Annotated in this window: 23 protein-coding genes; 9 read left to right on the top strand and 14 right to left on the bottom strand. The window is 63.2% G+C overall.

Going from position 1 to position 23,010, the window contains the following annotated elements; genetic code table 11:
* Positions 1–52 precede the first annotated feature (52 nt).
* The 7 genes from QZ378_RS04245 to QZ378_RS04215 all read left to right on the top strand — a co-directional run bounded on the left by QZ378_RS04245 (position 53) and on the right by QZ378_RS04215 (position 5,177).
* The gene (locus QZ378_RS04245; protein WP_191379552.1) at positions 53–571 is read left to right on the top strand and encodes a LysR family transcriptional regulator; all 519 of its coding nucleotides are present in this window, start codon (positions 53–55) and stop codon (positions 569–571) included.
* Between the two features lie 133 nt (positions 572–704).
* The gene (locus QZ378_RS04240) at positions 705–1,364 is read left to right on the top strand and encodes an amino acid ABC transporter permease (RefSeq protein ID WP_291257416.1); all 660 of its coding nucleotides are present in this window, start codon (positions 705–707) and stop codon (positions 1,362–1,364) included.
* A 15-nt stretch (positions 1,365–1,379) separates the two neighbouring features.
* The gene (locus QZ378_RS04235; RefSeq protein ID WP_291257428.1) at positions 1,380–2,132 is read left to right on the top strand and encodes an amino acid ABC transporter ATP-binding protein; all 753 of its coding nucleotides are present in this window, start codon (positions 1,380–1,382) and stop codon (positions 2,130–2,132) included.
* Positions 2,133–2,160: 28 nt separating this feature from the next.
* A complete protein-coding gene (locus QZ378_RS04230) occupies positions 2,161–3,000 on the top strand; it encodes a transporter substrate-binding domain-containing protein (protein ID WP_291257415.1) in 840 nt (279 codons plus the stop codon).
* A 96-nt stretch (positions 3,001–3,096) separates the two neighbouring features.
* Positions 3,097–3,459, top strand: coding sequence for a MerR family transcriptional regulator (locus tag QZ378_RS04225; RefSeq protein WP_291257414.1), 363 nt, complete (start codon positions 3,097–3,099; stop codon positions 3,457–3,459).
* A 5-nt stretch (positions 3,460–3,464) separates the two neighbouring features.
* On the top strand, positions 3,465–4,316 hold the full coding sequence (locus tag QZ378_RS04220; RefSeq protein WP_291257413.1) for an aldo/keto reductase: 852 nt from the start codon (positions 3,465–3,467) through the stop codon (positions 4,314–4,316).
* An 18-nt stretch (positions 4,317–4,334) separates the two neighbouring features.
* The gene (locus tag QZ378_RS04215; RefSeq protein WP_291257412.1) at positions 4,335–5,177 is read left to right on the top strand and encodes a flavodoxin; all 843 of its coding nucleotides are present in this window, start codon (positions 4,335–4,337) and stop codon (positions 5,175–5,177) included.
* Positions 5,178–5,231: 54 nt separating this feature from the next.
* On the opposite strand, the gene QZ378_RS04210 is transcribed toward QZ378_RS04215, so the two are convergent.
* Complete coding sequence (locus QZ378_RS04210) at positions 5,232–6,050, bottom strand: MerR family transcriptional regulator (protein WP_291257411.1); 819 nt, start codon at positions 6,048–6,050, stop codon at positions 5,232–5,234.
* A 74-nt stretch (positions 6,051–6,124) separates the two neighbouring features.
* On the opposite strand from QZ378_RS04210, the gene QZ378_RS04205 reads away from it, so the two are divergent.
* A complete protein-coding gene (locus QZ378_RS04205) occupies positions 6,125–7,474 on the top strand; it encodes an MATE family efflux transporter (RefSeq protein ID WP_291257410.1) in 1,350 nt (449 codons plus the stop codon).
* Between the two features lie 53 nt (positions 7,475–7,527).
* Here QZ378_RS04205 and QZ378_RS04200 read toward each other — a convergent pair whose 3' ends face one another.
* The 12 genes from QZ378_RS04200 to QZ378_RS04145 form a co-directional block, all read right to left on the bottom strand.
* On the bottom strand, positions 7,528–8,355 hold the full coding sequence (locus QZ378_RS04200; RefSeq protein WP_191529094.1) for an HAD family hydrolase: 828 nt from the start codon (positions 8,353–8,355) through the stop codon (positions 7,528–7,530).
* Complete coding sequence (locus QZ378_RS04195; protein ID WP_191379565.1) at positions 8,352–9,299, bottom strand: transketolase family protein; 948 nt, start codon at positions 9,297–9,299, stop codon at positions 8,352–8,354. The genes QZ378_RS04200 and QZ378_RS04195 overlap by 4 nt, the downstream gene beginning before the upstream one ends.
* Before the next feature lie 2 nt (positions 9,300–9,301).
* Positions 9,302–10,147, bottom strand: coding sequence for a transketolase (locus QZ378_RS04190; RefSeq protein WP_291257409.1), 846 nt, complete (start codon positions 10,145–10,147; stop codon positions 9,302–9,304).
* A 419-nt stretch (positions 10,148–10,566) separates the two neighbouring features.
* On the bottom strand, positions 10,567–11,916 hold the full coding sequence (locus QZ378_RS04185) for a permease prefix domain 1-containing protein (RefSeq protein WP_291257408.1): 1,350 nt from the start codon (positions 11,914–11,916) through the stop codon (positions 10,567–10,569).
* The gene (locus QZ378_RS04180) at positions 11,906–12,250 is read right to left on the bottom strand and encodes a PadR family transcriptional regulator (RefSeq protein ID WP_291257407.1); all 345 of its coding nucleotides are present in this window, start codon (positions 12,248–12,250) and stop codon (positions 11,906–11,908) included. The genes QZ378_RS04185 and QZ378_RS04180 overlap by 11 nt, the downstream gene beginning before the upstream one ends.
* Positions 12,251–12,329: 79 nt before the next feature.
* A complete protein-coding gene (locus QZ378_RS04175) occupies positions 12,330–13,301 on the bottom strand; it encodes a helix-turn-helix transcriptional regulator (RefSeq protein WP_291257406.1) in 972 nt (323 codons plus the stop codon).
* A gap of 165 nt (positions 13,302–13,466) precedes the next feature.
* Positions 13,467–14,240 carry an SDR family oxidoreductase gene (locus QZ378_RS04170; protein ID WP_087237350.1) on the bottom strand — a complete coding sequence of 258 codons (774 nt, stop codon included), beginning with the start codon at positions 14,238–14,240 and terminating at the stop codon, positions 13,467–13,469.
* 203 nt (positions 14,241–14,443) lie between these two features.
* Positions 14,444–15,406 carry an alpha/beta hydrolase gene (locus QZ378_RS04165; RefSeq protein WP_291257405.1) on the bottom strand — a complete coding sequence of 321 codons (963 nt, stop codon included), beginning with the start codon at positions 15,404–15,406 and terminating at the stop codon, positions 14,444–14,446.
* Between the two features lie 283 nt (positions 15,407–15,689).
* Positions 15,690–16,991 carry a diaminopimelate decarboxylase gene (gene lysA / locus QZ378_RS04160; RefSeq protein ID WP_191529088.1) on the bottom strand — a complete coding sequence of 434 codons (1,302 nt, stop codon included), beginning with the start codon at positions 16,989–16,991 and terminating at the stop codon, positions 15,690–15,692.
* A 70-nt stretch (positions 16,992–17,061) separates the two neighbouring features.
* The gene (locus QZ378_RS04155; protein ID WP_191529087.1) at positions 17,062–18,321 is read right to left on the bottom strand and encodes a dicarboxylate/amino acid:cation symporter; all 1,260 of its coding nucleotides are present in this window, start codon (positions 18,319–18,321) and stop codon (positions 17,062–17,064) included.
* A 251-nt stretch (positions 18,322–18,572) separates the two neighbouring features.
* On the bottom strand, positions 18,573–19,412 hold the full coding sequence (gene dapF / locus QZ378_RS04150) for a diaminopimelate epimerase (protein WP_191380212.1): 840 nt from the start codon (positions 19,410–19,412) through the stop codon (positions 18,573–18,575).
* Between the two features lie 226 nt (positions 19,413–19,638).
* On the bottom strand, positions 19,639–21,453 hold the full coding sequence (locus QZ378_RS04145) for a sigma 54-interacting transcriptional regulator (RefSeq protein WP_291257404.1): 1,815 nt from the start codon (positions 21,451–21,453) through the stop codon (positions 19,639–19,641).
* 230 nt (positions 21,454–21,683) lie between these two features.
* Here QZ378_RS04145 and QZ378_RS04140 point away from each other — a divergent pair, with 230 nt between their 5' ends.
* The gene (locus tag QZ378_RS04140; protein WP_191380210.1) at positions 21,684–22,637 is read left to right on the top strand and encodes a phosphotriesterase; all 954 of its coding nucleotides are present in this window, start codon (positions 21,684–21,686) and stop codon (positions 22,635–22,637) included.
* 203 nt (positions 22,638–22,840) lie between these two features.
* Here the strand turns inward: QZ378_RS04140 and QZ378_RS04135 are convergent, their stop codons facing one another.
* A complete protein-coding gene (locus QZ378_RS04135) occupies positions 22,841–22,990 on the bottom strand; it encodes a 3-keto-5-aminohexanoate cleavage protein (RefSeq protein ID WP_291257427.1) in 150 nt (49 codons plus the stop codon).
* Between the last annotated feature and the right edge of the window lie 20 nt (positions 22,991–23,010).

Genomic DNA, 23,010 nt, shown 5'->3' with positions numbered 1-23,010 from the left:
TTTAGATTGAAAAGAACGATATAACATGACACTTTAGATACAGAGGAAAAAGATGGAACTGCGGGTATTGAAATATTTCCTGGTCGTTGCCCGGGAAGAAAATATCACCAAAGCTGCGTCGCTCCTCCATGTGACGCAGCCCACCCTGTCCCGTCAGCTGATGCAGCTGGAGGAGCTCTCCGGCGAGATTTCTATCGGAGCCGGCGAGTCCAACAGCATGACGGCCCTGTCCCAAACAATGACCGCCTTCCGGCGGGAGCATTCCCTGGTTCGGTTCAGCATTTACAGCGCAACAGCGGATGACATCAAGGATCGCCTGGAAAAGGGCCTGTTGGATCTCGGCCTGTTGGCGGAGCCGGTGAATATCCAACTTAATTCTCAATACGGCAAACATGGTGCGAAATCACATGGGCGCGGCATTGGGCTTCTTTATCGGCAACCTGGCAGACGAGCTGCGCTTTGTCCCATGGCCCCCCCATTGGAAACCGGAACGGTCTTGGTGGGGAAGAAGGATCAGACATTTTCCCGGGCGGCCACGGCCTTTCTGAATCGAATTAAAAATGCTGATTGAGCATTGATCGGAATGCGACATAGGTATTTTACATTTATTATCGTCCGCTTTAGAATGTAGGCGTCCCAAAGGGACGCCTGCTTTTTTATGAGAGCAGTATCATTTGGAGCAAAAGAAAGCGAGGCAGCAAACCATGAATGAGCTGTGGAGCCTGTTGGCGGACTCCTTTTGGCAGATCCTGCTGCCCGGGCTGACCATGACGATTCCCTTAACGGTCATTTCCTTCTCTCTGGCCTTGGTGATCGCCATAGCGGTGGCCATGGTGCAGTTCGCCAAAATCCCGGTTTTGAAGGAACTGTGCCGGTTCTATATCTGGGTCATCCGTGGCACACCCCTTCTGGTGCAGCTGTTTGTGGTGTTTTACGGACTGCCCCACATGGGCGTTCTAATCGAAGCATTTCCTGCGGCCGTCATTGTATTCTCCATCAATGAGGGAGCCTACTGCGCGGAAACTGTTCGGGCGGCACTGGAGTCGGTACCCGCCGGGCAGTTGGAGGCGGCGGAGTGCGCGGGCCTCTCCTGGGGGCAGTCCATCCGGCGCATCGTGCTGCCCCAGGCCCTGCGCACCGCGTTTCCGTCCCTGTCCAACTCCCTGATTGCCATGGTGAAGGACACCTCTCTGGCCTCCAACATCACGGTGACGGAGATGTTTATGGCCACTACCCGGATCGCCGCCCGGACCTGGCAGTACCTGCCTCTTTATCTGGAGGTAGGATTCATTTACCTGATGTTCTGCACCGTGCTGACAAAGCTGCAGAGCATGGGTGAGAAGAAACTGAGTGCCTATGAGTGAGGAGGGGCTGGTATGATGCTGGAAGTCAAGCAGATCCGCAAGTCTTTTGGGGACCTGGCGGTATTGAAGCAGGTCGATTTACAGGTGAACAAGGGCGATGTAGTCGCCATCCTGGGGCCCAGCGGTTCCGGCAAGACCACCCTTCTGCGGTGCCTGAATTTTCTGGAGAACGCTGACGGCGGCGAAATAGACTTTGACGGGGAACACGTTTCCCTGGGCCATGTCTCCAAAAAGGATGCGGCCCGCCTGCGGAAGAAGACGGCCTTCGTCTTTCAGAACTACAACCTGTTCCGCAACAAGACCGCCCTGGAAAATGTGACGGAGGGGCTGATCATCGGGCGGAAGATGCCCAAGGCGGAGGCCATCCAGATTGGCAGGCAGGCGCTGGAGAAGGTTGGCCTGTCCGACCGGGAGGACTACTACCCCAGCCAGCTCTCCGGCGGGCAGCAGCAGCGGGTGGCCATCGCCCGGGCCATCGCCACGGAGCCGGAGATCATATACTTCGACGAGCCCACCTCCGCCCTGGACCCGGAGCTCACCAGCGAGGTGCTGGCCGTCATGCGGACGCTGGCGGAGGAGGGCATGACCATGCTTGTGGTCACCCACGAAATGGGCTTTGCTCAGAACGTATCCAATCAAGTAGTTTTTATGGAACACGGCGTTGTGGTGGAGTCCGGCGATTCCTACTCCTTCTTCCACAGCCCCCGGGAGGGACGTACCCGTTCCTTCCTGCAGACCCTCAGCGGCCAGATTGACCTGGCCTGCTGAATCAATCACAAAAAAGGAGTGAAACGACATGAAGTTCAGAAAAGTGACTGCGCTTTTTATGGCTGCGGCCGTGTTGGGATCGGTGGGGCTCACCGGCTGTTCCTCCCAAGGTAGCGGACAGTCCTCCCAGGAGAATTCCTCCACCGGGTCGGGTGACCTGCTCGCCCAGATCCAGGAGCGTGGCGAGATCGTCATCGCCATGGAGGGCACCTGGGCACCCTGGACCTATCACGACGAGAGCGGCACTCTGGTGGGCTTTGATGTGGAGGTGGGCCAGCAAATCGCCCAGGCACTGGGCGTGGAGGCCACTTTTGTGGAGGGCGAGTGGGACGGCCTGTTGGCTGGCCTGGACGCCGGGCGCTATGATATCATGATCAACGGCGTGGACATCACCGAGGAGCGCTCCGACGCCTACGACTTCTCCGATCCCTACGCCTACAACCGCACCGCGGTCATCGTCAGCGGGGACAACACCGACATCGCCTCTATGGAAGATCTGGAGGGCAAGCGCACCGCCAACACCATCTCCAGCACCTACGCCGAGGTAGCCGAGGGGTATGGCGCGGAGGTCACCGGCGTGGACGACCTGAACCAGACCTTTGAACTGCTGCTCTCCGGCCGCATCGACGCCACGTTGAACGCCGAGGTGACCTACTACGACTACATGGAGGCCCATCCGGACGCCAACATCAAGATTGCCTGCCTGAACCCCGAGGCCACCCAGGTGGCCATCCCCTTCCGCAAGGGCGAGGAGACGGCCTCGCTGCGGGAGGCGGTCAATCAGGCTCTGGCCGATATGCGGGAGGCTGGCGCTTTGGCCGAGCTGTCCGAGAAATACTTTGGCACTGACATCACCCAACCGGCTTGATAGGCATCAAATCTATTTCATAAGAGTGCCGGAAGAATGATCCGGCATGGGCATTCCGAAGCATATCAGTTCATTTTTATACTTGGAAGTGACAGCATGACGATACAAGAGGCAAGCGAACGCTATATGATCCCCATCAAAATTCTGAAAGAGTACGAAAGCTGGGGCCTGTGCGGCGCGGTAAAGAAAGTGATGGGCGCCTGGCAGTATGATGACACGGACCTGGAGCATCTGAGTATCATCATGACACTCCATGATATCGGTTTTTCCACGGAAGAAGTGGAGATCTATATGCGGCTGCTGCTGGAGCAGGAGAACTCCGACACGGCGCGTCTGCGCATACTGAACCAGAAGCGGAGCGCCACCTTGGATGAGATCCACTTTCGGGAGCGTCAGTTGGAGCGGCTTGATTACCTGCGGCATGAGTTAAGAAAAAAGACCGATGGACAAAAGGAGTGATCAGTGTGGATACCATTCAGCTCAATCATGGGATCACAATGCCCCAGCAGGGGCTGGGCGTTTTTCAGGTGACCGACCAATCCGTCTGTAAGGAGAGCGTCCGGACCGCTTTACAGACCGGATACCGGCTCATCGACACGGCGGCCTGCTACGGCAACGAGCGGGCGGTTGGCGAGGCCGTCCGGGAGAGCGGGATCGCCCGGGAGGAGCTGTTCCTTACCTCCAAGGTCTGGATTCAGGATGCAGGGTACGACAAGACCATGCGCTCCTTTGAGAAAACCCTGAAGAACCTGGGAACGGACTATCTGGATCTTTACCTGATCCACATGCCCTATGGGGACTACCACGGAAGCTGGCGGGCCATGGAGGAGCTGCTCCGGGCCGGAAAGGTCAAGACCATCGGGGTGTGCAACTTCCTGCCCGACCGGCTCTGCGATCTAATCCTCAGCCATGAGGTGGTTCCGGCGGTGAACCAGATTGAACTGCACCCCTTCTGCCAGCAGCGGAAACTGCGGAGAATCATGGAGCAGTATCAGATCCGGCCCATGGCCTGGGCGCCCTTTGCGGAGGGCATGAACGATATTTTCCAGCATCCAGTCCTTTCCGCCATCGGGGCGCAGTACGGCAAGACACCCGCCCAGGTGGTGCTGCGGTGGCTGCGGCAGGAGGGGATCGTGGCCATTCCCAAGTCTGTCCACGCCCAGCGCATTCAGGAGAACTTCGCGGTGGACGACTTCCGGCTCTCTCCGGCGGACATGGCGCAGATCCAGGCCTTGGATCTGGGACACAGCCTCATTCTGGATGTGCCCAGCGTCACCGAAGTCTATCGGCTCCACGGCATCCAATTTGAACAGTAAAAAGGAGGACTGATCCCCATGAAAAAATGGCTCTCTCTGCTTCTGGCCCTGGCAATGGCCCTCTCCCTGGCCGCCTGCGGCAATTCTGGAACTCAAGAGAACACCTCGGAGCCGTCGGCATCCGTCAGCGGCTCCACAACAGAAGAAACGCCTGCTCCCACAGACACGGAAGCGCCCGCAGAAGAACCGGCCGAGGAGCCGTCGGAGGAACCTGCCGAGAGTGAAACACCCACTGCAGGAGATTCCAGTTCCGTGCTGATCGCCTACTTCTCCTGGTCCGGCAACACGGAGCAGGTGGCGCAGATCATCCAGCAGGAGATGGGCGGAGACCTGTTTGAGATCGCCCCGGCGACTGCATACACAGATGATTACAACGAACTTCTGGACATCGCCCAGCAGGAACAGTCGGACAACGCCCGGCCGGAATTGGCAGGCCAAGTGGAGAACTGGGACCAGTACGACACGATTTTTGTGGGCTATCCCAACTGGTGGAGCGACGCGCCCATGGCGGTCTACACCTTCCTGGAGTCCTATGACTGGGACGGAAAGACGCTGGTTCCCTTCAACACCAGCGCCAGCGGCGGTTTTGGCAGAAGCCTGTCGGGGCTGGAGGAGAGTGCCTCTGGAGCCACAATCCTGGATGGCCTCTCCTTGACGAACCCGACCATCAACAATAAGGCCCGGACTATCGAGATGACCAAGAAGTTTGAGAAAGCCGCCAGCCGCTTCGATTCGGACAAGTACAAGGCGCTCCAGGAAGCCAGCAAGAACTATCCAGCCTACAGGTTGTTGTCAAGACCGGCACCGCCAAGGGTAAATATTCAAGCGGTAAAGGCGGCAAGAGTTATGTGCACTGTTTGATGCCAGAAGACTTCCGGACACTGGTCTCTGAGATTCCTGGCGCGCCCCAACCGGCTAGGCATCGGTCTGTGCCGGCTCCACCCGCATCTGCAGTTCGGTGACGTACTCCTCCTCCAGATTGGTATCGTGGGCGTCCACCCGGTAGAGCTCCAGCGGCGGGCCGGCCGGGCGGCGGCCGGCCGACTCCGCTCCGGCCAGAAGTGCACGGTAGTGTTCCTCCAGCCGGTCGTAGGGGCCCCGGTAGTAGAGACGGACATACTCCCCGGCGGGGAGCACGTCGTCATGGGGGAGGCCAGGCTCGGTCAAGAAAAACACCCGGGAGAAGTGGTTATAGATGCCCCTGGCCAAGCTGTCCTCGTCCACCGCCGCCCCCATGCACTGGCTGCCGATCACCTTCAGGTAGTCTTGGTGCCGCTGCTCCAGCTTTTTGAGCAGGAAGTCGATCTCCTTCTCCAGAATAATATCCTTTTCCAGGAATACATAGGGGCGTTCCGCCTCCTGCACCAGTTCCACCCGGCCGGCCGCCGCATTCCGATACAGCTCCAGCCGGGAGCGGCGGTTCTGCGCCTCCCTCAGGGCCGCCTCCAGCTCCGCCATGCGGCGGCGGAGCAGTTCTTCCTCCCGATCCAGCAGGGTGAGGGTCTCGCCCACCGACCGTCGCTCCAGATAGGCCCGGATGGAACGGGTGGGAATGCCCAGCTCCCGGAGGGAGCGGATGATGTTGAGGGTGCATACGTCCTGGATGCCGTACATACGGTAACGGTTCTCCCCACGGACCGGATGGAGCAGCCCCTTCTCCTCATAGTAGCGCAGCGTGTCGGGGCAGAGGTCGAAAAGCTTGGCCAGCTCGTGGATCTGATAAAACTGTTTCAAAATTTTTCCCTCCAGCTCTTGACTTTCGGATATTACGAGGGTTTAAGATAGAGACAGCAGAGGAGGTTTTACCCTTGAATCTAGTCAAGAAGTTTTTCAAGTTCACCATCCCGTCCATTGTCTCCATGTGGATCTTCTCCCTCTACTCCATGGTAGACGGCATCTTCGTCTCCTGGGGCGTGGGAGAGCACGCCCTGACGGCGGTCAACCTGTCCCTGCCCTTTGTGTCGTTGATCTTCACCCTGGGCATCCTGCTGGCCACCGGCACCTCCACCATCCTGTCCATCGCCCTGGGGCAGGGGGATGTGGAGAAGGCGCGCAACTATTTCAACCAGAACCTGTTTGTGGTCATCGTCACCACCGTGATCCTGTCGGTCATCGTCCTGCTCAATCTGGACTGGGTGGCGCATTTCCTGGGCTCCGCCCCGGAGAACCACCACCTGGTGAAGGAGTATGTGGGTGTCATCGCCGCCTTCTCCGTGTTTTTCACGGTGTCCTATAACCTGGAGGTACAGGTCAAGGCCGACGGCGCCCCCCATGTGAGCATCATCGGCGTCACCTCCTGCGGCCTGATGAACGTGCTGCTGGACTATATTTTCGTCATGCACTTCCACTGGGGGGTGTGGGGCGCGGCCCTGGCCACCGGCCTGTCTCAGGCCACGTCCACCCTGGTGTTTGTGGTCTACTTCCTGACCCACCGCTACCCCCTGCGGTTTGGTAAATTCAAGCCAGACTTCGGGGCCTACCGCCGCATCATCCCCTTGGGCACTGCCGACGGCCTGAGCGAGCTGTCCAACGGCTTCGTCATGTTCCTGTTCAACCACATCATCCAGCGGGTCATCGGCCTGGACGCCCTGGTGTCCTACACCATCATCGGCTACGTGAACACCCTGGTGATCAACTGCATGATCGGCATTGCCCACGGCATCCAGCCCCTGTCCAGCTTCCACCTGGGGGCGGGGGAGCGGCACATGTGCCACAAGTTCCTCGCCTTCGGCGTGCGCACCGCCGCCGTGTTCGCGGTGATCTTCTTCGCGGGCTGTCAGCTGCTGGCCGCTCCGATTGTGGGCATGTTCCTGGAGCATGACAGCGCCCTCTTCGCCAGCTCGGTGTCCGCCCTGCGGCTCTATTCCTTCGCGTTCCTGCTGGTGGGCTTCAACGTGGTGGTGTCCGGATTCTTCACCGCCATGGAGCATCCGTTCCCCTCCCTGACCATCTCCTTCGGCCGGGGCCTGGTACTCATCGCCGGGTGCCTGCTGGTGCTCTCCTCCCTCTTTGGTGCTACCGGTATCTGGCTCTCCCCCCTGGCGTCCGAGGCCATCTGCCTGGTGTCCACGGTCTTCTTCCTGGTGCGGTATTTCCGCCGCGTCCGGCAGGAGGACGTGGAAAAGGAACGGACCCCGGAGACGGAACCGCTGGCATAACCCTCCCCCTGTGAAAACGGCGCATGGCTGAGGCCATGCGCCGTTTTGCTGTGTCAGGTATCCAGGAAGTACCGCTCCACCGCCATAGCCACGCCGGCCTCCGTGTTAGAGCCGGTGACATAGCGCGCGGCGGCCTTGGCCTGGTCTGTGGCGTTGGCCATGGCAAAAGACCAGCCCGCCCAAGAGAGCAGCTCCAGATCGTTGCCCGCGTCGCCGAAGGCCATGACCTGGTCCGCCGACCAACCCCGCCGGGCGCACAGACCCTGTACCGCCGCCCCCTTGTTGACGCCGGGGGCGGTGAGCTCCAGATTGCCGGGGAAGGCGGAGGCAGTAGTCATAGGGCCGCAGGCGAGCACCCGTTCCGTCACGGCGGCCCTGCGCTCCTCCGGGATGCGGTAGATGTGAAACTTCTCTACCGCCCTGCCATCCAGGGCGGCCTCCAGATCCTCCGGCAGGAGAGTGTGGCGGCGCAGCACTCCCTGAAACTGGGGGGACAGGGCGCACGCCAGCACAGAGGGGAACCGGTTCCGCTGAATTACGTTCTCCCCCTCGCAGTAGACCTCAAAGGGGAGCTGTTCCTCCAGCAGCACCCGCACCAGACGCCGCCAGGTGGTCTCCTCCAGACAATTGCGGTAGAGCCACTCGCCGGTCGCCACGTCCAGCACGGCGGCGCCGTTGGAGAGCACGGCATAGCGTACCACCTCCACCTGGTCGGCCACCTCCCGCAGCAGGCTCCAGCCCCGGCCGCTGGCGATGGCCACGGCGGCCCCCTGCTCCGACGCCGCCCGCAGGGCGCGGATGTTGCGCGCCGGCACGGTGGCGTGGTCGTCGTCCAGCAGGGTGCCGTCCATGTCCAGGCAGATGAGTCTGATATCCGTCACTTTTTCAGCTTCAGGGCGTGGCGCACCTTGTCCGCGATGCCGGCGGGGGTGAGGCCGTAGGCCGCCAGCACATCCTGGGCCTTGCCGGAGCGGCCGAACACGTCCTCCACGCCGTGGCGCACCACGGGCACCGGATGGTGCTCCGCCAGGAACTCCGCCACCGCGGAGCCCAGGCCGCCCACGGTGGTGGCCTCCTCGGTGGTGACGATGCAGCCCGTCTCCAGGGCGGCCTTGAGCACCAGCTCCCCGTCCAGGGGCTTGATGGTGTGCATGTCCAGTACCCGCACGTCGATGCCCTCGGCGGCCAGGGCCTCCGCCGCCTGGAGGGCCATCTGCACCATCATGCCGGTGGCGATCACCGTCACGTCGGTGCCGGGCCGCAGGGTGACGCCCTGGCCCAGATGGAAGGAATAGCCGGGGATGGCGTCGGTGACGCTCTCCACCGCCAGGCGGCCCAGCCGGAGATAGGCGGGGCCGTCGTAGTCCAGCAGGGCCTTTACCGCCTGGCGCATCTCCGGGGCGTCACAGGGGGAGACCACCAGCATGCCGGGGATGGCCCGCATGATAGCGTAGTCCTCGATGCACTGATGGGTGGCGCCGTCCTCGCCCACGGACAGGCCGCCGTGGGAGCCCACAACCTTCACGTTGAGACGGGGGTAGGCGATGGAGTTGCGCACCTGCTCCCAGGCGCGGCCGGTGGCGAACATGGCGAAGCTGTTGGCAAAGGGCATCTTGCCGCAGGTGGCCAGGCCGGCGGCCACGCCCATCATGTTGGCCTCGGCGATGCCCATATTGTAAAAGCGCTCCGGGTGGGCCTTGGCAAAGCCCTTGGTCATGGTGGAGCCGGACAGGTCGGCGTCCAGCACCACCAGCTGGGGGTACTCCTCCGCCAGTGCCGCCAGGGCCTCGCCGTAGGCGGCGCGGGTTGCGATTTTCTCTGCCATGCTTACTTCCCCTCCAGTTCCGCGATTCTGGCGGCCAGCTCCGCCCGGGCCTTCTCAAACTGCTCGTCGTTGGGGGCCTTGCCGTGCCAGCCGTAGTCCCCCTCCATGAAGGACACGCCCCTGCCCTTCACCGTCCTGGCCAGGAGCACGGTGGGCATGCCCTTGCAGGCCGCCGCGGCGGCAAAGGCGTCCTCCAGGGCCTGGAAGTCGTGGCCGTCCACGGGGATCACGTTCCAGTTGAAGGCCGCGAACTTCTTGTCCAATGGCTCGGAGGGCATTACGTCCGCCGTGGCCCCGTCGATCTGCAGGCCGTTCACGTCCACGATGGCGCACAGGTTGTCCAGGCGGTACTTGGCCGCCGCCATGGCGGCCTCCCATACCTGGCCCTCCTCGATCTCGCCGTCGCCCAGCAGGGTGTACACCCGGTAATCCCGGCCGTCGGCCTTGCCCGCCAGGGCCATGCCCACGGCGGCGGAGATGCCCTGGCCCAGGCTGCCGGTGGACATGTCCACGCCGGGCACGTGGTGCATCTCCGCGTGGCCGGACATCTGCCCGTCAATGCGGCGGAACTCCTTCAGCCGCTCCACGGGGAAGAAGCCCCGCTGGGCCAGCGTGGGGTAGAGGGCGGGGGTGCAGTGGCCCTTGGAGAGCACAAAGCGATCCCGGGCGGGGTCGCGGGGCTGCTCCGGGTTCACCTGCATCACCCGGAAGTAGAGCTCTGTCAGGATGTCCATGGCGGACAGGGAGCCGCCGATGTGGCCCGACGCCGCCCGATGTACCATCTCCATCGCCAGCAGCCGGCTCCTGGCCGCGGTCAGGGCCAGGTCGTGCATGTTCGTCTGTTCCATCCGATTCACCTTTCCGTTTTTTCCGGCCCGTGGGCCGGACATTTTCCCAAACTCTAGTATATCCTACCAAACCCGCCGTTTCAACTGTTGGCCGAGAAAAAATCCCACGAAAAAAGGCCCGCGCCGCCGGCCGGATGCCGCAGAGTGCCAAAGGGGCCGGGCCAGGGGACAAAGAAAGCCCTCCGAAAAGCCTGTAGGCCTTTTCGGAGGGCTTGGGTTGTCAATAAACCCTCCAGCCGAAGGATTCGGAGGGAAGGATAGTGTGAAAGGGAACCGTCAGGGTTCCCTTTCGCGTTGGATCAAACAACTTTTTGAAACTTTTTTGAAGTTTCAAAAAGTTCATCAGCCTGTCGAAAAAACTTTTTCGACAGGCTGAGCCCTCCGGAAAGCCTGTAAGCCTTTTCGGAGGGCTGCCGGGTCTATGCCTTTTTCCGGTACTCGATGTGCAGGGAGCCGCGGCCCAGGGGGATGTTCAGGGCCTCGGGCAGGGAGACGGGGCGGGCGGAGGCCGCCACGGCATCCCGCACCAGGGCGTCCATGCGGAACACCGACAGGAGCACCCCGGCCAGGGCCGCGTCCACCAGCAGGAAGGTGACGCCGTAGGACAGGAAGGGGAGGGAGAGAACCCCAAGCGGCCACCAGCCCAGGTTGTAGAGCCAGTAGATAACGGCCTGGAACAGCAGGGGGCAGAGGGCGGCCAGGGCCGTCAGCTTCCCGGTGCGGCTGCGCAGGCGGAAGATCCGCCGGAGCAGGAGGGCGGCAAGCAGGATGATGCCGGCCGCGGCCGCCCAGAATACCCACCGGCCCAGCCCCTGGGAGACCTCGGCCAGAAGCAGGTCAGGAGAGGTATAGGTGACCTCACCGGCGCGCAGATGGGCATACCACCAGCCGTAACCGAGGGGATCCAGCGCCGGGTTCCAGAACGCAGCCATGCGCATCTGGGTGTAATCGCTCCGTGCCAGCCAGCACCCCATCCCCAGAGCCGCCGCCAGGGTGGGCCCCAGAGCGGCCAGGGCGTTCCACCGGCGCTTTCCCCGGAACCAGCCCAGCCGGACGGCGTAGAACAGTACAACCAGCATACCGCCTATACTCACCAGCCAGGCGGTGAGGTTGGGGATCAGAAGGGTTGCAGAGGGGAGCGCCAGCGAGGCGATGCCGCAGAGGAGTGCAGCCAGAGGGCCCTTTCCGCGCAGGGTAACCAGCAGAGCGGCAAAAGGTACAGGCAGGAGCAGGACGGGGTAGACAAGAAGATAGTAGACGGGCAGAGTCCACCAATCCCTCAGCCAGGTGGACGGTATCAAAAGAAAACTCAGACAGAGGACGGCCATTGCCGCTGCCGGCACCCACCTGCGGCGGAAGAGGAGGGTGTAGTCAGAAAACCAGAGGCACACCAGCACCCCCGCGGCCAGCGCCAGCCCCAGGGCCTGCCGCCGGAAATAGTAGACGGAGGGCTCATCGCCGATGATTTGATAGGCCAGCAGCTGAAGCGCCAGCCCGACGCCCAGCAGCACCGCCACCGTCAGCGCCAGCCGCCAGCAGCTCCGGGGCCGGTGGAGCCGGTCCAGCTCCCGGCCCACCTCCTCCGGCTCTCCCATCTCGGCCACGGCGGCGGCCAGGGCCTCGCCGGGGCTCTGCCCCTCCGCCTCAAAGGCGGCGGCCTGGTCGGCGATGTGGTCGGACAGCTCCCGCAGCAGGGGCCGCCTCGCCCGCTTCCAGCGGATCTGGGCTCCCACCGCCTCCAGATATTCGCTCAAACGATCACGCGCCACAGCAGTCACCCCCCTCCAGCACGCCACGCACCGCGTCGACGTAGGTGTACCACTCCGCCCGCTGTCCGGCCAGGGCCTCCCGGCCCTCCCGGGTGATGGAATAGGTGCGCCGGGTGCGACCGTTGACCGTGCCGTCGCTGGAGGTCACCCAGCCCTGGGCCTCCAGCGTGTGGAGCAGGGGATAGAGGGTGCCCGCCTTCAGGTGGAAGATCTCTTTGGACTGGGCCCGCAGGGCCTCCACCATCTCATAGCCGTACATGTCCCTGTGCTCCAGCAGGGCCAGCAGCAGCATGCCCGTGCCGCCGGGGGCGCCCCGCCCGTCGGATTTTGCCATATGCCTCACCTCAATAGATAGATGATCTATGTATCATTATAGATAGATCATCTATCTATGTCAAGAGGCAGTTTGGCCGTCAGCTCCGGCGGGCGGCCCGCCGCTCCCAGACCGCGCCCGCCCAGGCCGCTGCCAGATAGAACAGCAGCAGGAGCAGGGGCCAGTAATAGCTCAGGAAAATGTGGTAGGGGAACAGATGGGATGCCAGCCTGTCCAGCCCGAAGGAGAGGGCCCAGGCCGCCAGCACCACAAAGGGGCGGCGGCGGTACCCGCCCCAGGGCAGGGGGAACAGGGCGATCACCAGAACGCTGTAACAAAAAAAGTCGGGGAAGGGGTAGTAGAAAGGGGCGGTGGACGTGCGGATCCACACCAGATGAAACAGTGGAGGCAGCAGTGCGACAGCCCGCACAACTGCAAACAGCCCCACAGCCAGGCCCAGCCGCAGGAGGGCGGGCCGGTCAAACCGCCTCCAGGCGGCCCTGACTGCCAAACCGAGGAACAGGAGCAGCGGGAGAAGGAGCAGCCAGTCCAGGAGTATATAAGAGGGCGGGTAGGCGCGGTAGACAGCGGGAATCAGAACGTTCCACGGGGAAAGAATCGAGGTGACTTGGAAATAGACCACCAGGAACATCCAGAAGCTCAGGCCCAGACAGAGCCCCAGGTGTTCCTGTACATGCCAGCACAGCAGCCCGGCCAGCACCAGCCACAGGGTGAGGTAGATCAGCAGGGTGGTGCAGAACAGAAGGGAGCCCACCCCGCCGCACACCAGCAGCGCGATGGCGGCGATTCGCCGCCCCCCTGCGGGGCCGGAGGCCGGGCGGGGCCGCTCCAGCCGGCCCGCCGGGGCGGGGGCGGCCTCCCCCTTCACCAGCTCGTCCAGGGTGAGGCCGAAGAGCTCCCCCAGCTTCACCAGCTTGTCCAGCTCCGGCACGCTGGTGTTGTTCTCCCACTTGGACACCGACTGCCGGGACACCCCCAGCGCGTCGGCCACCTCCCCCTGGGAGAGATTGCGCGCCTTGCGGAGCTGATAGAGCCGCTCACCCAGATCCATGGCGAAACCACCTTCCTTTCCTCACCAGTGTACCAGAAAGCGGGGAAACTGTCGAGCAACCGGCCTTGAAAATGGCGCAACCAGCGGTTGCACCGGGAACTGCGGGCAGAAAAGGGGGCGGCGGACTTCAGTCCGCCGCCCGGTGGATAGGAGAGAGAAGGAGGATTACATAGAGGTATAGCCGCCGTCCACGGGTACCATGACGCCGTTGACGTAGCTGGAGGAGGGGGAGGCCAGAAAGATGGCGGTGGTATCCAGCTCGCCCTCTCTGCCGTAGCGCTCCATGGGGATGGCACCCTTGGCGTACTCCTTGAACCAGTCGGTGTCCAGGGTGTCCTTGGTCAGCGGCGTCCAGAAGTAGCCGGGGCAGATGGCGTTGACGGTGATGCCGTACTTGCCCCACTCGCAGGCCAGGGCCCGGGTCAGGTTTACCACGCCGCCCTTGGCCGCGTGATAGGGGGAGGCGGGGGCGATCTTGTTGCCCACCAGGCCGTACATGGAGGCGATGTTGATGATGCGGCCGTACTTGGCGGGGATCATGGCGGCCCTGGCAACCTCCCGGGCCATCTTGAAGGTGCCGAACAGGTCGATGTTCAGCTCGTTGCTGAACTGGTCGTCGGTGATCTCCTCGGCGGGGGCCACGGCGCCGGTGCCGGCGTTGTTGATCAGGATGTCGATGCGGCCGAAGTGATCCATCACGGCCTTCACCGCGTCCTGCACCATCTGGGTGTCGGTGATGTCGCAGCGGACGGCCAGGGTCTCCACCCCATAGGTGTCGTGGAGCTCCTTGGCCACGGCGTCGATTTTCTCCTGGCGGCGGGCCAGGGCCACAATTTTGCACCCCTGGTTGGCAAGGGCGTGGGCCATCTGGACGCCCAGGCCGGTGGAGCAGCCGGTGACCACCGCCACCTGGCCGGTGAGATCAAAATAGGATTTCATGGAAAGGACTCCTTTCTTAGGGAAATATAACTTTGTTCAATTATTTATACTAAATAGTATACTTAATATGATCAAAGTATAATCCTGCGGAGCGGCTCTGTCAATGGGGAGAGTCTACGGAAAACAAGCCCTGAATTTGGAGATTTTGTCAGATACCAAAAAGTCCGTACCCCTCTTTTGGGGTACGGACTTTTTGAAGCGGCTTACAGGGTTTCCAGCAGGAACCGCCCGATGCTCTCCATGGCCTCGGTGGCCTTTTTCATGGGGAACATCTGGAACACGTGCCACAGCTCCGTCCACACCTCCAGCCGGCAGGGCACCGCCGCCTGCACCAGCCGATCCCGCAGGCGGATGGAGTCGGACAGCAGGATCTCGTTGGTGCCCGCCTGGATCAGGGTGGGGGGGAAGCCGGACAGATCGGCGAACAGGGGGGACAGGCAGGGATCTGACCAGTCCCGGCCGTGGGCGTAGGCGTCCCGCACGGCGTGGATATAGTTGAGGGTAAGCACCGGGTCGATGTCGGCCCGCTCCTGGTAGGACTTGCCGCTGGCGGTCATGTCCGTCCAGGGGGAGAGGAGGATCAGGGCCCGGGGGAGCCGCCGCCCGGCGTTCTTGAGCAGGTGGGTGAGCACCAGGGCCAGGTTGCCCCCGGCGGAGTCCCCGGCCACCACCACGTCCCGGGCACCGTAGCCCTGGTACATCAGATAGTCCCAGGCCTTCATGGCGTCCTCCACGGCGGCGGGATAGGGGTTCTCCGGGGCCAGCCGGTACTCGAAGGAGAGCACCTGCCAGCCGGTGACGTTGGCCAGCTTGGAGGCCAGAATCCGGGAATAGCCCAGGTTGCCGCTGGTATACCCGCCGCCGTGGCAGTACAGCACCGCCCGCCGCCGGTCGTGCCCCCGGTGGGGGCGCACCCAGGCGCAGTTCATGCCCTCCAGCTGGAAGGGCTCCCAGCTCATGCCCGCCATGGGGGCCACCAGGCGGCCCAGCAGCTCCTGCCCCCGGCGCTGCTTCTCCAGATCCTCCACGTCCATGACCTCTGGCGTGGTGGCGGTGTGGACGGCCTTCAGCGCCCGCAGGAAGGGGGCCAGGCGGCGCTTCTCGTCGTCCTGGCGCTGCTCCGGCGTGCGGCGGGTCAGCTTCATACGGATGGGATCCTGTTCCATAGGGCAGTCCTCCTTGTCTGTGTCGGGTATTATAGCATGCCCATGGGAAAAAGAAAAGACCCGTCGCAGAAGATGCGGCGGGTCCGAGGCCGTCGATAGACCATCCTGCTGAAGGATTCGGAGGGAAGGATAGTGTGAAAGGGAACCGTCAGGGTTCCCTTTCGCGTTGGATCAAACAACTTTTTGAAACTTCAAAAAAGTTTCAAAAAGTTTAGCAGCCTGTCGAAAAGACTTTTCGACAGGCTGAGACCCGCCGCAGAAGATGCGGCGGGTCTCAGCCGGCTTACAGATCGTTGCGGCACAGATCCTCCAGGGACTCCCGGCGGACGGCCACGTAGGACTCGCTGCCGCCCCGCAGCATGACGATGGGGGGGCGGGGCAGGCGGTTGTAGTTGGACGCCATGGAGTAGTTGTAGGCGCCGGTGGTGCACACCGCCAGGATATCCCCCCGGCCCACGCTCTCGGGCAGGGAGACGTGCTCCTGGATGATGTCGCCGCTCTCGCAGCAGCGGCCCACCACCGAGCACGCAAAGGTGCGAGGCTCGCCCATCCGGCCGGCAGGCAGGCAGGTGTAGTCCGCCTTGTACAGGGCGAAGCGGGGGTTGTCCGGCATGCCGCCGTCGATGGAGACATAGTTCTTGTAGCCGGGGATCTGCTTCACCGTGCCCACGGTGTAGAGAGTGAGGCCGGCGTCCGCCACAATGCTGCGGCCGGGCTCCATGTGGATCTCCGGCAGGGCGATGCCCAGCCGCTCGCAGGCCCCCTTGGCCGCGGCGGCCACCTGGCCCACCTTGGTGTCCACATCCAGATAGGGGTCGCTCTCCACGTAGCGCACGCCGTAGCCGCCGCCCAGATCCAGCTGCCGGGTCACAAAGCCGTGCTTTTTTTCCATATCGGCGATGAATTCCAGCATGATCACCGCCGCCCGCTCAAACACGTCCTCGGCAAAGACCTGGGAGCCCACGTGGCAGTGGAAGCCCACCAGCTCCACATGGGGCTGCCCCAGGGTGTAGACGGTGATCTCCTCAGCCTGGCCGGTCTCGATGGCGCTGCCGAACTTGGAGTCCACCTTGCCGGTGGAGATGGCCTCGTAGGTGTGGGGGTCGATGCCGGGGGTGAGGCGGAGCAGCACCTTCTGCCGGATGCCTCTGCGGGCGGCCTCGGCCTCGATGGCCTTGATCTCCTCCACATTGTCGGCCACGAAGTATCCGATGCCGTGCTCCATGCTGTAGCGGATGTCCTCGTCAGTCTTGTTGTTGCTGTGGAAGTAGGCCTGGCCCAGGTCATAGCCCGCCTGGAGGGCGGTGTAGATCTCGCCGGAGGACACCACGTCGATGCCCATACCCTCCTCCTTCATGATCTCATAGATGCGCTTGAAGGAGTTGGCCTTGCTGGCATACAGGGGGCGGGCGCCGGGGCCGAAGTGCTTGCGGAAGGCCTGGGTGTACACCCGGCAGTTGTGCCGGATCCGATCCTCGTCCATCAGGTAGAGGGGGGTGCCGTACTGCTTGGCCAGCTCCACGGTGTCCTGCCCGGCGAAGAGCAGGTGTCCGCTGGGGGAGACGGTGAGGTTGTCGCAGATCATGCTGCACGTCCTTTCTGAGTTCGGCCGGGGGCGTTGTCCGCCCCCGGCCGTTTCCTTGGTAGAGTGGAAATTACTTGGCGGCCTTGGCGCTCTTGGCGGCGATGGCCTTGTCCAGCCAGTCCTTGCCGTCAGTGATGCGGGCCACGATGTAGGAGACCACGTAGTCGCCGGAGGAGTTGATCATGGTGGCGGGGGGATCCACCAGGTTGCCGATGGCCACCAGGATGGGGAAGGCGATTTCAATCTGCTGGGGGAAGAAGATGGTGCAGATGATATACTCGCCGATGTAGCCGCCGCCGGGCACGCCGGACATGCCCACGGAGGACAGCACCGCCACGGCCACCACGGCGGGCAGCATGCTCCAGCTCATGTCAGCGCCCATGGCGCCCAGCACGAAGGCGATCTTCAGCACGCAGGAGAAGCAGGAGCCGTCCATGTGCATGGTGGCGCCCATGGGGATGACCATGTCGGCCACGTCCTTGGGGATGCCGGTGTCCTCCGCCTCCTTCAGGTTGGTGGGGATGGTGGCGGTGGAGGAGCAGGTGCCCAGGGACATGAGGGCGGGACGGGCGATATGCCGGAACATGGTCTTGATGCCGTGCTTGCCGCCGCCCAGATAGGCGAAGATGGGGAAGGCGGTGAAGATGTAGATGAAGCACAGGGGGTAGTACACAATCAGGGCGCGGCCGTAGGCGGCGGTCACCTGAGAGCCGTAGGTGGCCACCAGGTCGGCGAAGATGGCGAAGAAGGCGATGGGGGCGTAGTAGGTGATGATCTGCACGAAGGACATCATCACCTCGGTCAGGCCGTTGAGGAACTTGCCGATGATGTGGTCGGGGCCGCCCACCAGGTTGGTGGCAAAGCCGAAGAAGATGGAGAACACGATCAGGGGCAGCATGGCGCTGCGGCTGAGAAGGCCCACAAAGTCGTCGGTGGTGAAGAAGTTGACGATCATGTCGGCGATGGAGGCGTGCTCACCCATGGCCTCGCTGGTGAAGTCATGCCAAGGCTCCAGCACCGGGGGGAAGATTTTCATGATGACGAACATGATCACAGCGGCGATGGCGCCGGTGACCACGAAGGTGATCACCGTGGTGCCCATGATCTTGCCGGCCCGCTTGCGGCTGCGCACGCTGGCCACGGAGTTGGCGATGGACGCGAACACCAGAGGCACCACCACGCAGAACATCATGTTGATGAACACGGTGCCCAGGGGGGCGATGAGGGTGCCGAAGCTGGGGGCCACAAAGCCCACGATGCAGCCCGCCACCATGGAGCCCAGCATGAGAGCCAGGAACCGGTAGTTTTTCATCACAGCAGATTTGTCCATAACAATACCTCTCTTTCTTCAAAACCCTTGCCAAAGGATACAAGAAAAGGACGAAAGCGTACTCTCCCCCCCGGAGACAGAACGCCTTCGTCCTAAACTATGAGCCATAGTATAGTACCGAAAGGCGCCCTTGTCAAGCGCGGGAATCAAACCGGGCGGAGAGGCGTGTCATCCCTCTCCCGGGCCGCCGGGCCGGCTGCGCAGTCTCCCCCCTCTCCTGGATTCGTATCCGTCCGCGGCGGCCGTATTGCTCAAAGGGCGAGCTCCTCGTCGGTGACCTCTCCCTTGGCAACCACGTTGGTGGGGCCGGTGAGGAGGAGCCTCTCCACAGCTCCGTCCCGCACCTCCACATCGATGACCAGCTCGCCGCCGGTCATCTGCACATGCACATCCCGGCCGTCGGACTTTCCCTGGAGGGTGAGCACCGTGACCACCGAGCCGGTTCCCGTGCCGCAGGCGTGGGTGAAGTCCTCCACGCCCCGCTCATAGGTGCGCTCCCAGATCTGCCCCGGGCCCTCCACCTCATAGAAGTTTACGTTGGCGCCCTTGGGAAATGCCGGGTGATGGCACAGTTTTCTGCCCAGCTCAAAAAGTTCCTGCTCCGGGAAGCGCCGGAGTCCGGAAATCGGAACTACCGCGTGGGGCAGGCCGGGACTGCCCAGCTCGATATAGGAGCAGGGATAGGTCACGCCGTCCACCTCCACCGGGTAGTCCAGCCTGAGCACCGTGGGGCTGTTGAGCTGAACCCTGTACTGGCGCCTGGTCATCCGCCAGCCGGTGACCAGGCCCGCGGTGGTCTGCACCCGCTGTACCTCCCCGGCCAGGCCGTTGTCGCAGCCGTAGCGGCAGATGCACCGGGCGCCGTTGCCGCACATCTCGCCCACGCTGCCGTCGGAGTTGAAAAACAGCATCCGGTAATCGGCGTCCGTGGTGGGCTTCTCCACGATCATCAGCCCGTCGGCGCCGATGGACATGCGGCGGTCGCACAGCCGCCGGGCCAGGGCGGGGAAGGACTCGGCGGGAAGCCCCTCCACCATATTGTTGAGGATGATGAAATCATTCCCCGCGCCGTTCATTTTCCAAAACTGCATGGCAGGAACCCTCCTGTTCGACTGATTCTGCCAGAATAAAGAGCAAGAACGGTGCCACACCCGGGCGGCGGCGGATTTTCGCCGAATGGCACAAATAGCATGCCCCAAATTTCATAACTCTTCCAAAAAAGACCGGGAGAACGGGGGCGGAGGGCCCGGAACCGGAGAAAAAAGCGGAAAGGGAGTTCGGGTTTCCGAACTCCCTTTCCGGGAAACCGGACAAGCCCTAGGAGATCTGGTACTCCTTCAGCTTGCCGTAGAACACGGTTTTGGACAGGCCCAGCAGCTTCATGGCCTGGCTCCGGCTGCCGCCGCACTGGGCCAGAGTCTGGCGGAGGATCCGCTTCTCCTCCTGCTTCAGCCGCTCCCGCAGGGTGAGCTGGACGGGCTGGCTCTCCACGCAGATGTGCTCGGCATAGATGAGCTCCGACTCGGAGAGGGCCACAGCCCGCTCCAGCACGTTCTCCAGCTCCCGGATGTTGCCGGGCCAGTTGTAGGAGAGCAGCTTGTCGAAGGCCTCGCCGGACAGGCTCTTGGGGGGCACGCCGTACTTCTGGGGGATCTTCTCCATCAGCCGGTCGATGAGGAAGCAGATGTCCTCCGGGCAGCTGCGCAGGGGCGGCAGCTCCACGGAGAAGGCGCTGAGCCGGTAGTAGAGATCCTGCCGGAACCGGCCGGCGGCCACCTCCGCCTTCAGATCCCGGTTGGTGGCGGCCAGGATGCGCACATCCACCGGGATGGTGCGGGTGGAGCCCACCCGCACCACCACCTTGTTCTGGATCACATTGAGCAGCTTGGCCTGGATGTGGAGGGGGATCTCGCCGATCTCGTCCAGAAAGATGGTGCCGCCGTCGGCGGCCTCAAAGAAGCCGGCCTTGCCCCGGGGATTGGCCCCGGTGAAGGCGCCCCCCACGTAGCCGAACATCTCGCTCTCAAAAAGGGTGGGGGAGAGGGTGGAGCAGTCCACCGGCACGTAGGGGCCCTTCCGGGGCTGGGCCCGAGCGATGGTCTGGGCCAGGAAGGACTTTCCGGTGCCGCTCTCGCCGGTGATCAGGATATTGCAGTCCAGCTGGGACAGCTTGTAGGCCAGGTGGCGCACCGCGGCCGCGGTGGTGCCGAAGCCGAAGAGCTCGGCAAAGGGGGCCTCCTGGGGCGCCTCGCTGCGGGCGCTCTCCCGGTAGGTGCGCTCGGCGGACTTGATGGCGTTGTTGCGCTCCAGAATGGTGGTGTGGATGTCTTCGATGCTGCGGAACTTGACGATCACCTCGTCGGGCAGGCCGTCCGCCCCGGGGACGGGGAGGAGGGAGGCCACCAGCTCGTAGCCGTTGATCTCGTACTCGGCGTCCTCATACCGGGGCACCTGGCCGCTGAAAATCCGGGCCAGATGGCGCTCAAACCGCTCCCCCTCAAAGAACTCCCGGAAGTGGTAGCCCACCACCTTCATCTCCAGGCCGGGGCGCTTTTCAATGTAGGCCCCGCCCCGGAGCAGGCAGCCCGCGCCCTCCTTCCGGGCGGAGTAGCCCTTTTCCTCCCAGAACTTCACCCGGCCGGTGCCGCGCTCCAGCGCCACCAGCTGGCCGATGCACTGAAAGTAGTCGATGGAATAGGTGGTGTCCCTCACCTGGACGGACACGGTGTGGGGCTCGATGGAGAGCCGGAGGGGGATCCCGTCCCAGACGGTCTCCAGCTGGAGGCTCTCCGCGTCCTGGCCGGGGAGGAACTTGTAGACCGGCCGCTGCCCGGGGTCGTCGAAGGCCCCCACGGCCACCAGCCGGTCTCCGGTGCGCAGCCTGGGCTCCCGGATGCCGATGCGCTCCAGATCCTCCGGCCGCAGTTCCCCGTCGTCGGCGCCGATTTCGGTGTCGGCCACCAGAACCAGATCCCCCGGCTCCAGGCGGCCGGCGGGGTGGGAGTGCTGGCTGTGGTTATACAGGCCAAAGCGGTTTTTGGCCTGCTGGTTGATGTGGGTGATGATCCCCTCCCGGTCCAGGGTGAAGATGGCGTGGGAGGAGGTATCCAGAAGACTCTGCAGAAGCTCCATAGGCGGACTCCTTTCCGTACAGTGCGGGGCCTCCCCTATTTTACTAAAGAACGGCGGGGATGTAAATACGGCAGCCCGACAAACCGGCACAGGCCGATCATCCCTGGGACATCTTATACGCCGGCGCAATACCCCTATAAAAAGGACATATAAGCGGCGGCGGGGAAAGCATGCTATAATGGGAAAAACGGCGCTTCTGCGCCGGACTGACCATTTAAGGGGGAAGTGCAATGGCGATCCAAGGAATTTTTGGCCCCATCGACCCGGCGGAGCTGGGGCAGACCCTGATACACGAGCATCTGACCTGCGCGGATTGGTCTATGCGGATGAACTTCGGCGGGAAGTTCTTCGACTTTGACCAGGTGGCGGCCATGGCGGAGGGCCAGCTGAACAAGGCCAAGGCCCTGGGTGTGCGCACCGTGGTGGACGGCACCCCCATCAACCTGGGGCGGGATATCCACCTGATCCGGGAGGTGTCCCGGCGCACCGGCCTGAACTTCATCGCCTCCACCGGCTTCTACTATCAGGAGGAGCCCTGGCTGGGCATGCGGGATGAGGAGCAGATCTACGACCTGCTGATGGGGGACTGCGTGGACGGCATCGCCGGCACCGACAGCAGGCCGGGCATTCTCAAGGCCGGCGTGGCCCGGGCGGGCCTCACCCCGCTGCTGCGCAAGATCCTCCACGCCACCGGTCGGGTGGCAAAGGAGACCGGGCTGCCCCTGTTCTGCCACCACGACCCGGCCATCAAAAACGGCGGGGAGATCCTGGATCTGCTGGCCGGCTGCGGCGTACCCGCCTCCAAGGTGATCCTGGGCCACAGCGGCGATTCCACCGATCTGGAGTACCTCACCGCCATGCTGGAGCGGGGCTGCTGGCTGGGCATGGATCGCTTCGGCTTCTGCGACAAGGATCTGGCCCTGGAGCCCCGGGTGGACACCATCGCCGCCCTGTGCAAGGCGGGCTGGGGCCACCGGCTGCTGCTCAGCCACGACTGGGCCGCCTACCTGGCCTTCTGGGACAGCTGGGAGACCACCAGGAACTCCGACTGGATGAACCTGGAGGAGGACTACACCTTCATCCACCGGCGCGTCCTGCCCGCCCTCAGGGAGAAGGGCCTGGATCAGGCCGCGGTGGACGCCCTGCTGGTGGACAATCCCCGGGCCTTCTTCGAGGGGAACTGAGCCGCACGGACAACTGCACATCAGCAGAGAACGGGCCGGACATCGCAGGATGTCCGGCCCGCTTTTCCTGTCCGCCTGGCGGGGATGCCGGGGCCGTCCCGCCTCAAGAAAAAGACAGTGTTTCGCCGGAACAGGACCCTGTTTCAGCGAAGCACTGTCTTTTTGCCTAAAAGGAAAGCTGAGGGGGAAGGCCCTCCGGGGAATTACACAATCCCCAGCGCGGCTCTTACCTTGTCACCGTCGAAGGCGGGGATGCCCAGCATCTGGCGGGCCTCGGCGGGGGTGGCGGGGGTGTTGCCGGCGGCCTTGACGATGTTCACGGCCCGCTCCACCAGCATGTGGTTGGTGGCCATGACCTTCTCGCCGTTCTCCT

Source organism: Flavonifractor sp. (assembly GCF_019422385.1).
Taxonomy (GTDB): Bacteria; Bacillota; Clostridia; order Oscillospirales; family Oscillospiraceae; genus Flavonifractor; species Flavonifractor avistercoris.
This window is presented reverse-complemented; position numbering and strand designations above follow the sequence as displayed.

Excerpts from the sequence above, each read along its gene's own strand:
- QZ378_RS04245 (WP_191379552.1), top strand. The coding sequence starts at position 53 with ATGGAACTGCGGGTATTGAAATATTTCCTGGTCGTTGCCCGGGAAGAA.
- QZ378_RS04240 (WP_291257416.1), top strand. The coding sequence starts at position 705 with ATGAATGAGCTGTGGAGCCTGTTGGCGGACTCCTTTTGGCAGATCCTG.
- QZ378_RS04235 (WP_291257428.1), top strand. The coding sequence starts at position 1,380 with ATGCTGGAAGTCAAGCAGATCCGCAAGTCTTTTGGGGACCTGGCGGTA.
- QZ378_RS04230 (WP_291257415.1), top strand. The coding sequence starts at position 2,161 with ATGAAGTTCAGAAAAGTGACTGCGCTTTTTATGGCTGCGGCCGTGTTG.
- QZ378_RS04225 (WP_291257414.1), top strand. The coding sequence starts at position 3,097 with ATGACGATACAAGAGGCAAGCGAACGCTATATGATCCCCATCAAAATT.
- QZ378_RS04215 (WP_291257412.1), top strand. The coding sequence starts at position 4,335 with ATGAAAAAATGGCTCTCTCTGCTTCTGGCCCTGGCAATGGCCCTCTCC.
- QZ378_RS04195 (WP_191379565.1), bottom strand. The coding sequence starts at position 9,299 with ATGGCAGAGAAAATCGCAACCCGCGCCGCCTACGGCGAGGCCCTGGCG.
- QZ378_RS04190 (WP_291257409.1), bottom strand. The coding sequence starts at position 10,147 with ATGGAACAGACGAACATGCACGACCTGGCCCTGACCGCGGCCAGGAGC.
- QZ378_RS04180 (WP_291257407.1), bottom strand. The coding sequence starts at position 12,250 with ATGGCAAAATCCGACGGGCGGGGCGCCCCCGGCGGCACGGGCATGCTG.
- QZ378_RS04175 (WP_291257406.1), bottom strand. The coding sequence starts at position 13,301 with ATGGATCTGGGTGAGCGGCTCTATCAGCTCCGCAAGGCGCGCAATCTC.
- QZ378_RS04170 (WP_087237350.1), bottom strand. The coding sequence starts at position 14,240 with ATGAAATCCTATTTTGATCTCACCGGCCAGGTGGCGGTGGTCACCGGC.
- QZ378_RS04165 (WP_291257405.1), bottom strand. The coding sequence starts at position 15,406 with ATGGAACAGGATCCCATCCGTATGAAGCTGACCCGCCGCACGCCGGAG.
- lysA (WP_191529088.1), bottom strand. The coding sequence starts at position 16,991 with ATGATCTGCGACAACCTCACCGTCTCCCCCAGCGGACACCTGCTCTTC.
- QZ378_RS04155 (WP_191529087.1), bottom strand. The coding sequence starts at position 18,321 with ATGGACAAATCTGCTGTGATGAAAAACTACCGGTTCCTGGCTCTCATG.
- dapF (WP_191380212.1), bottom strand. The coding sequence starts at position 19,412 with ATGCAGTTTTGGAAAATGAACGGCGCGGGGAATGATTTCATCATCCTC.
- QZ378_RS04145 (WP_291257404.1), bottom strand. The coding sequence starts at position 21,453 with ATGGAGCTTCTGCAGAGTCTTCTGGATACCTCCTCCCACGCCATCTTC.
- QZ378_RS04140 (WP_191380210.1), top strand. The coding sequence starts at position 21,684 with ATGGCGATCCAAGGAATTTTTGGCCCCATCGACCCGGCGGAGCTGGGG.
- QZ378_RS04135 (WP_291257427.1), bottom strand. The coding sequence starts at position 22,990 with ATGGCCACCAACCACATGCTGGTGGAGCGGGCCGTGAACATCGTCAAG.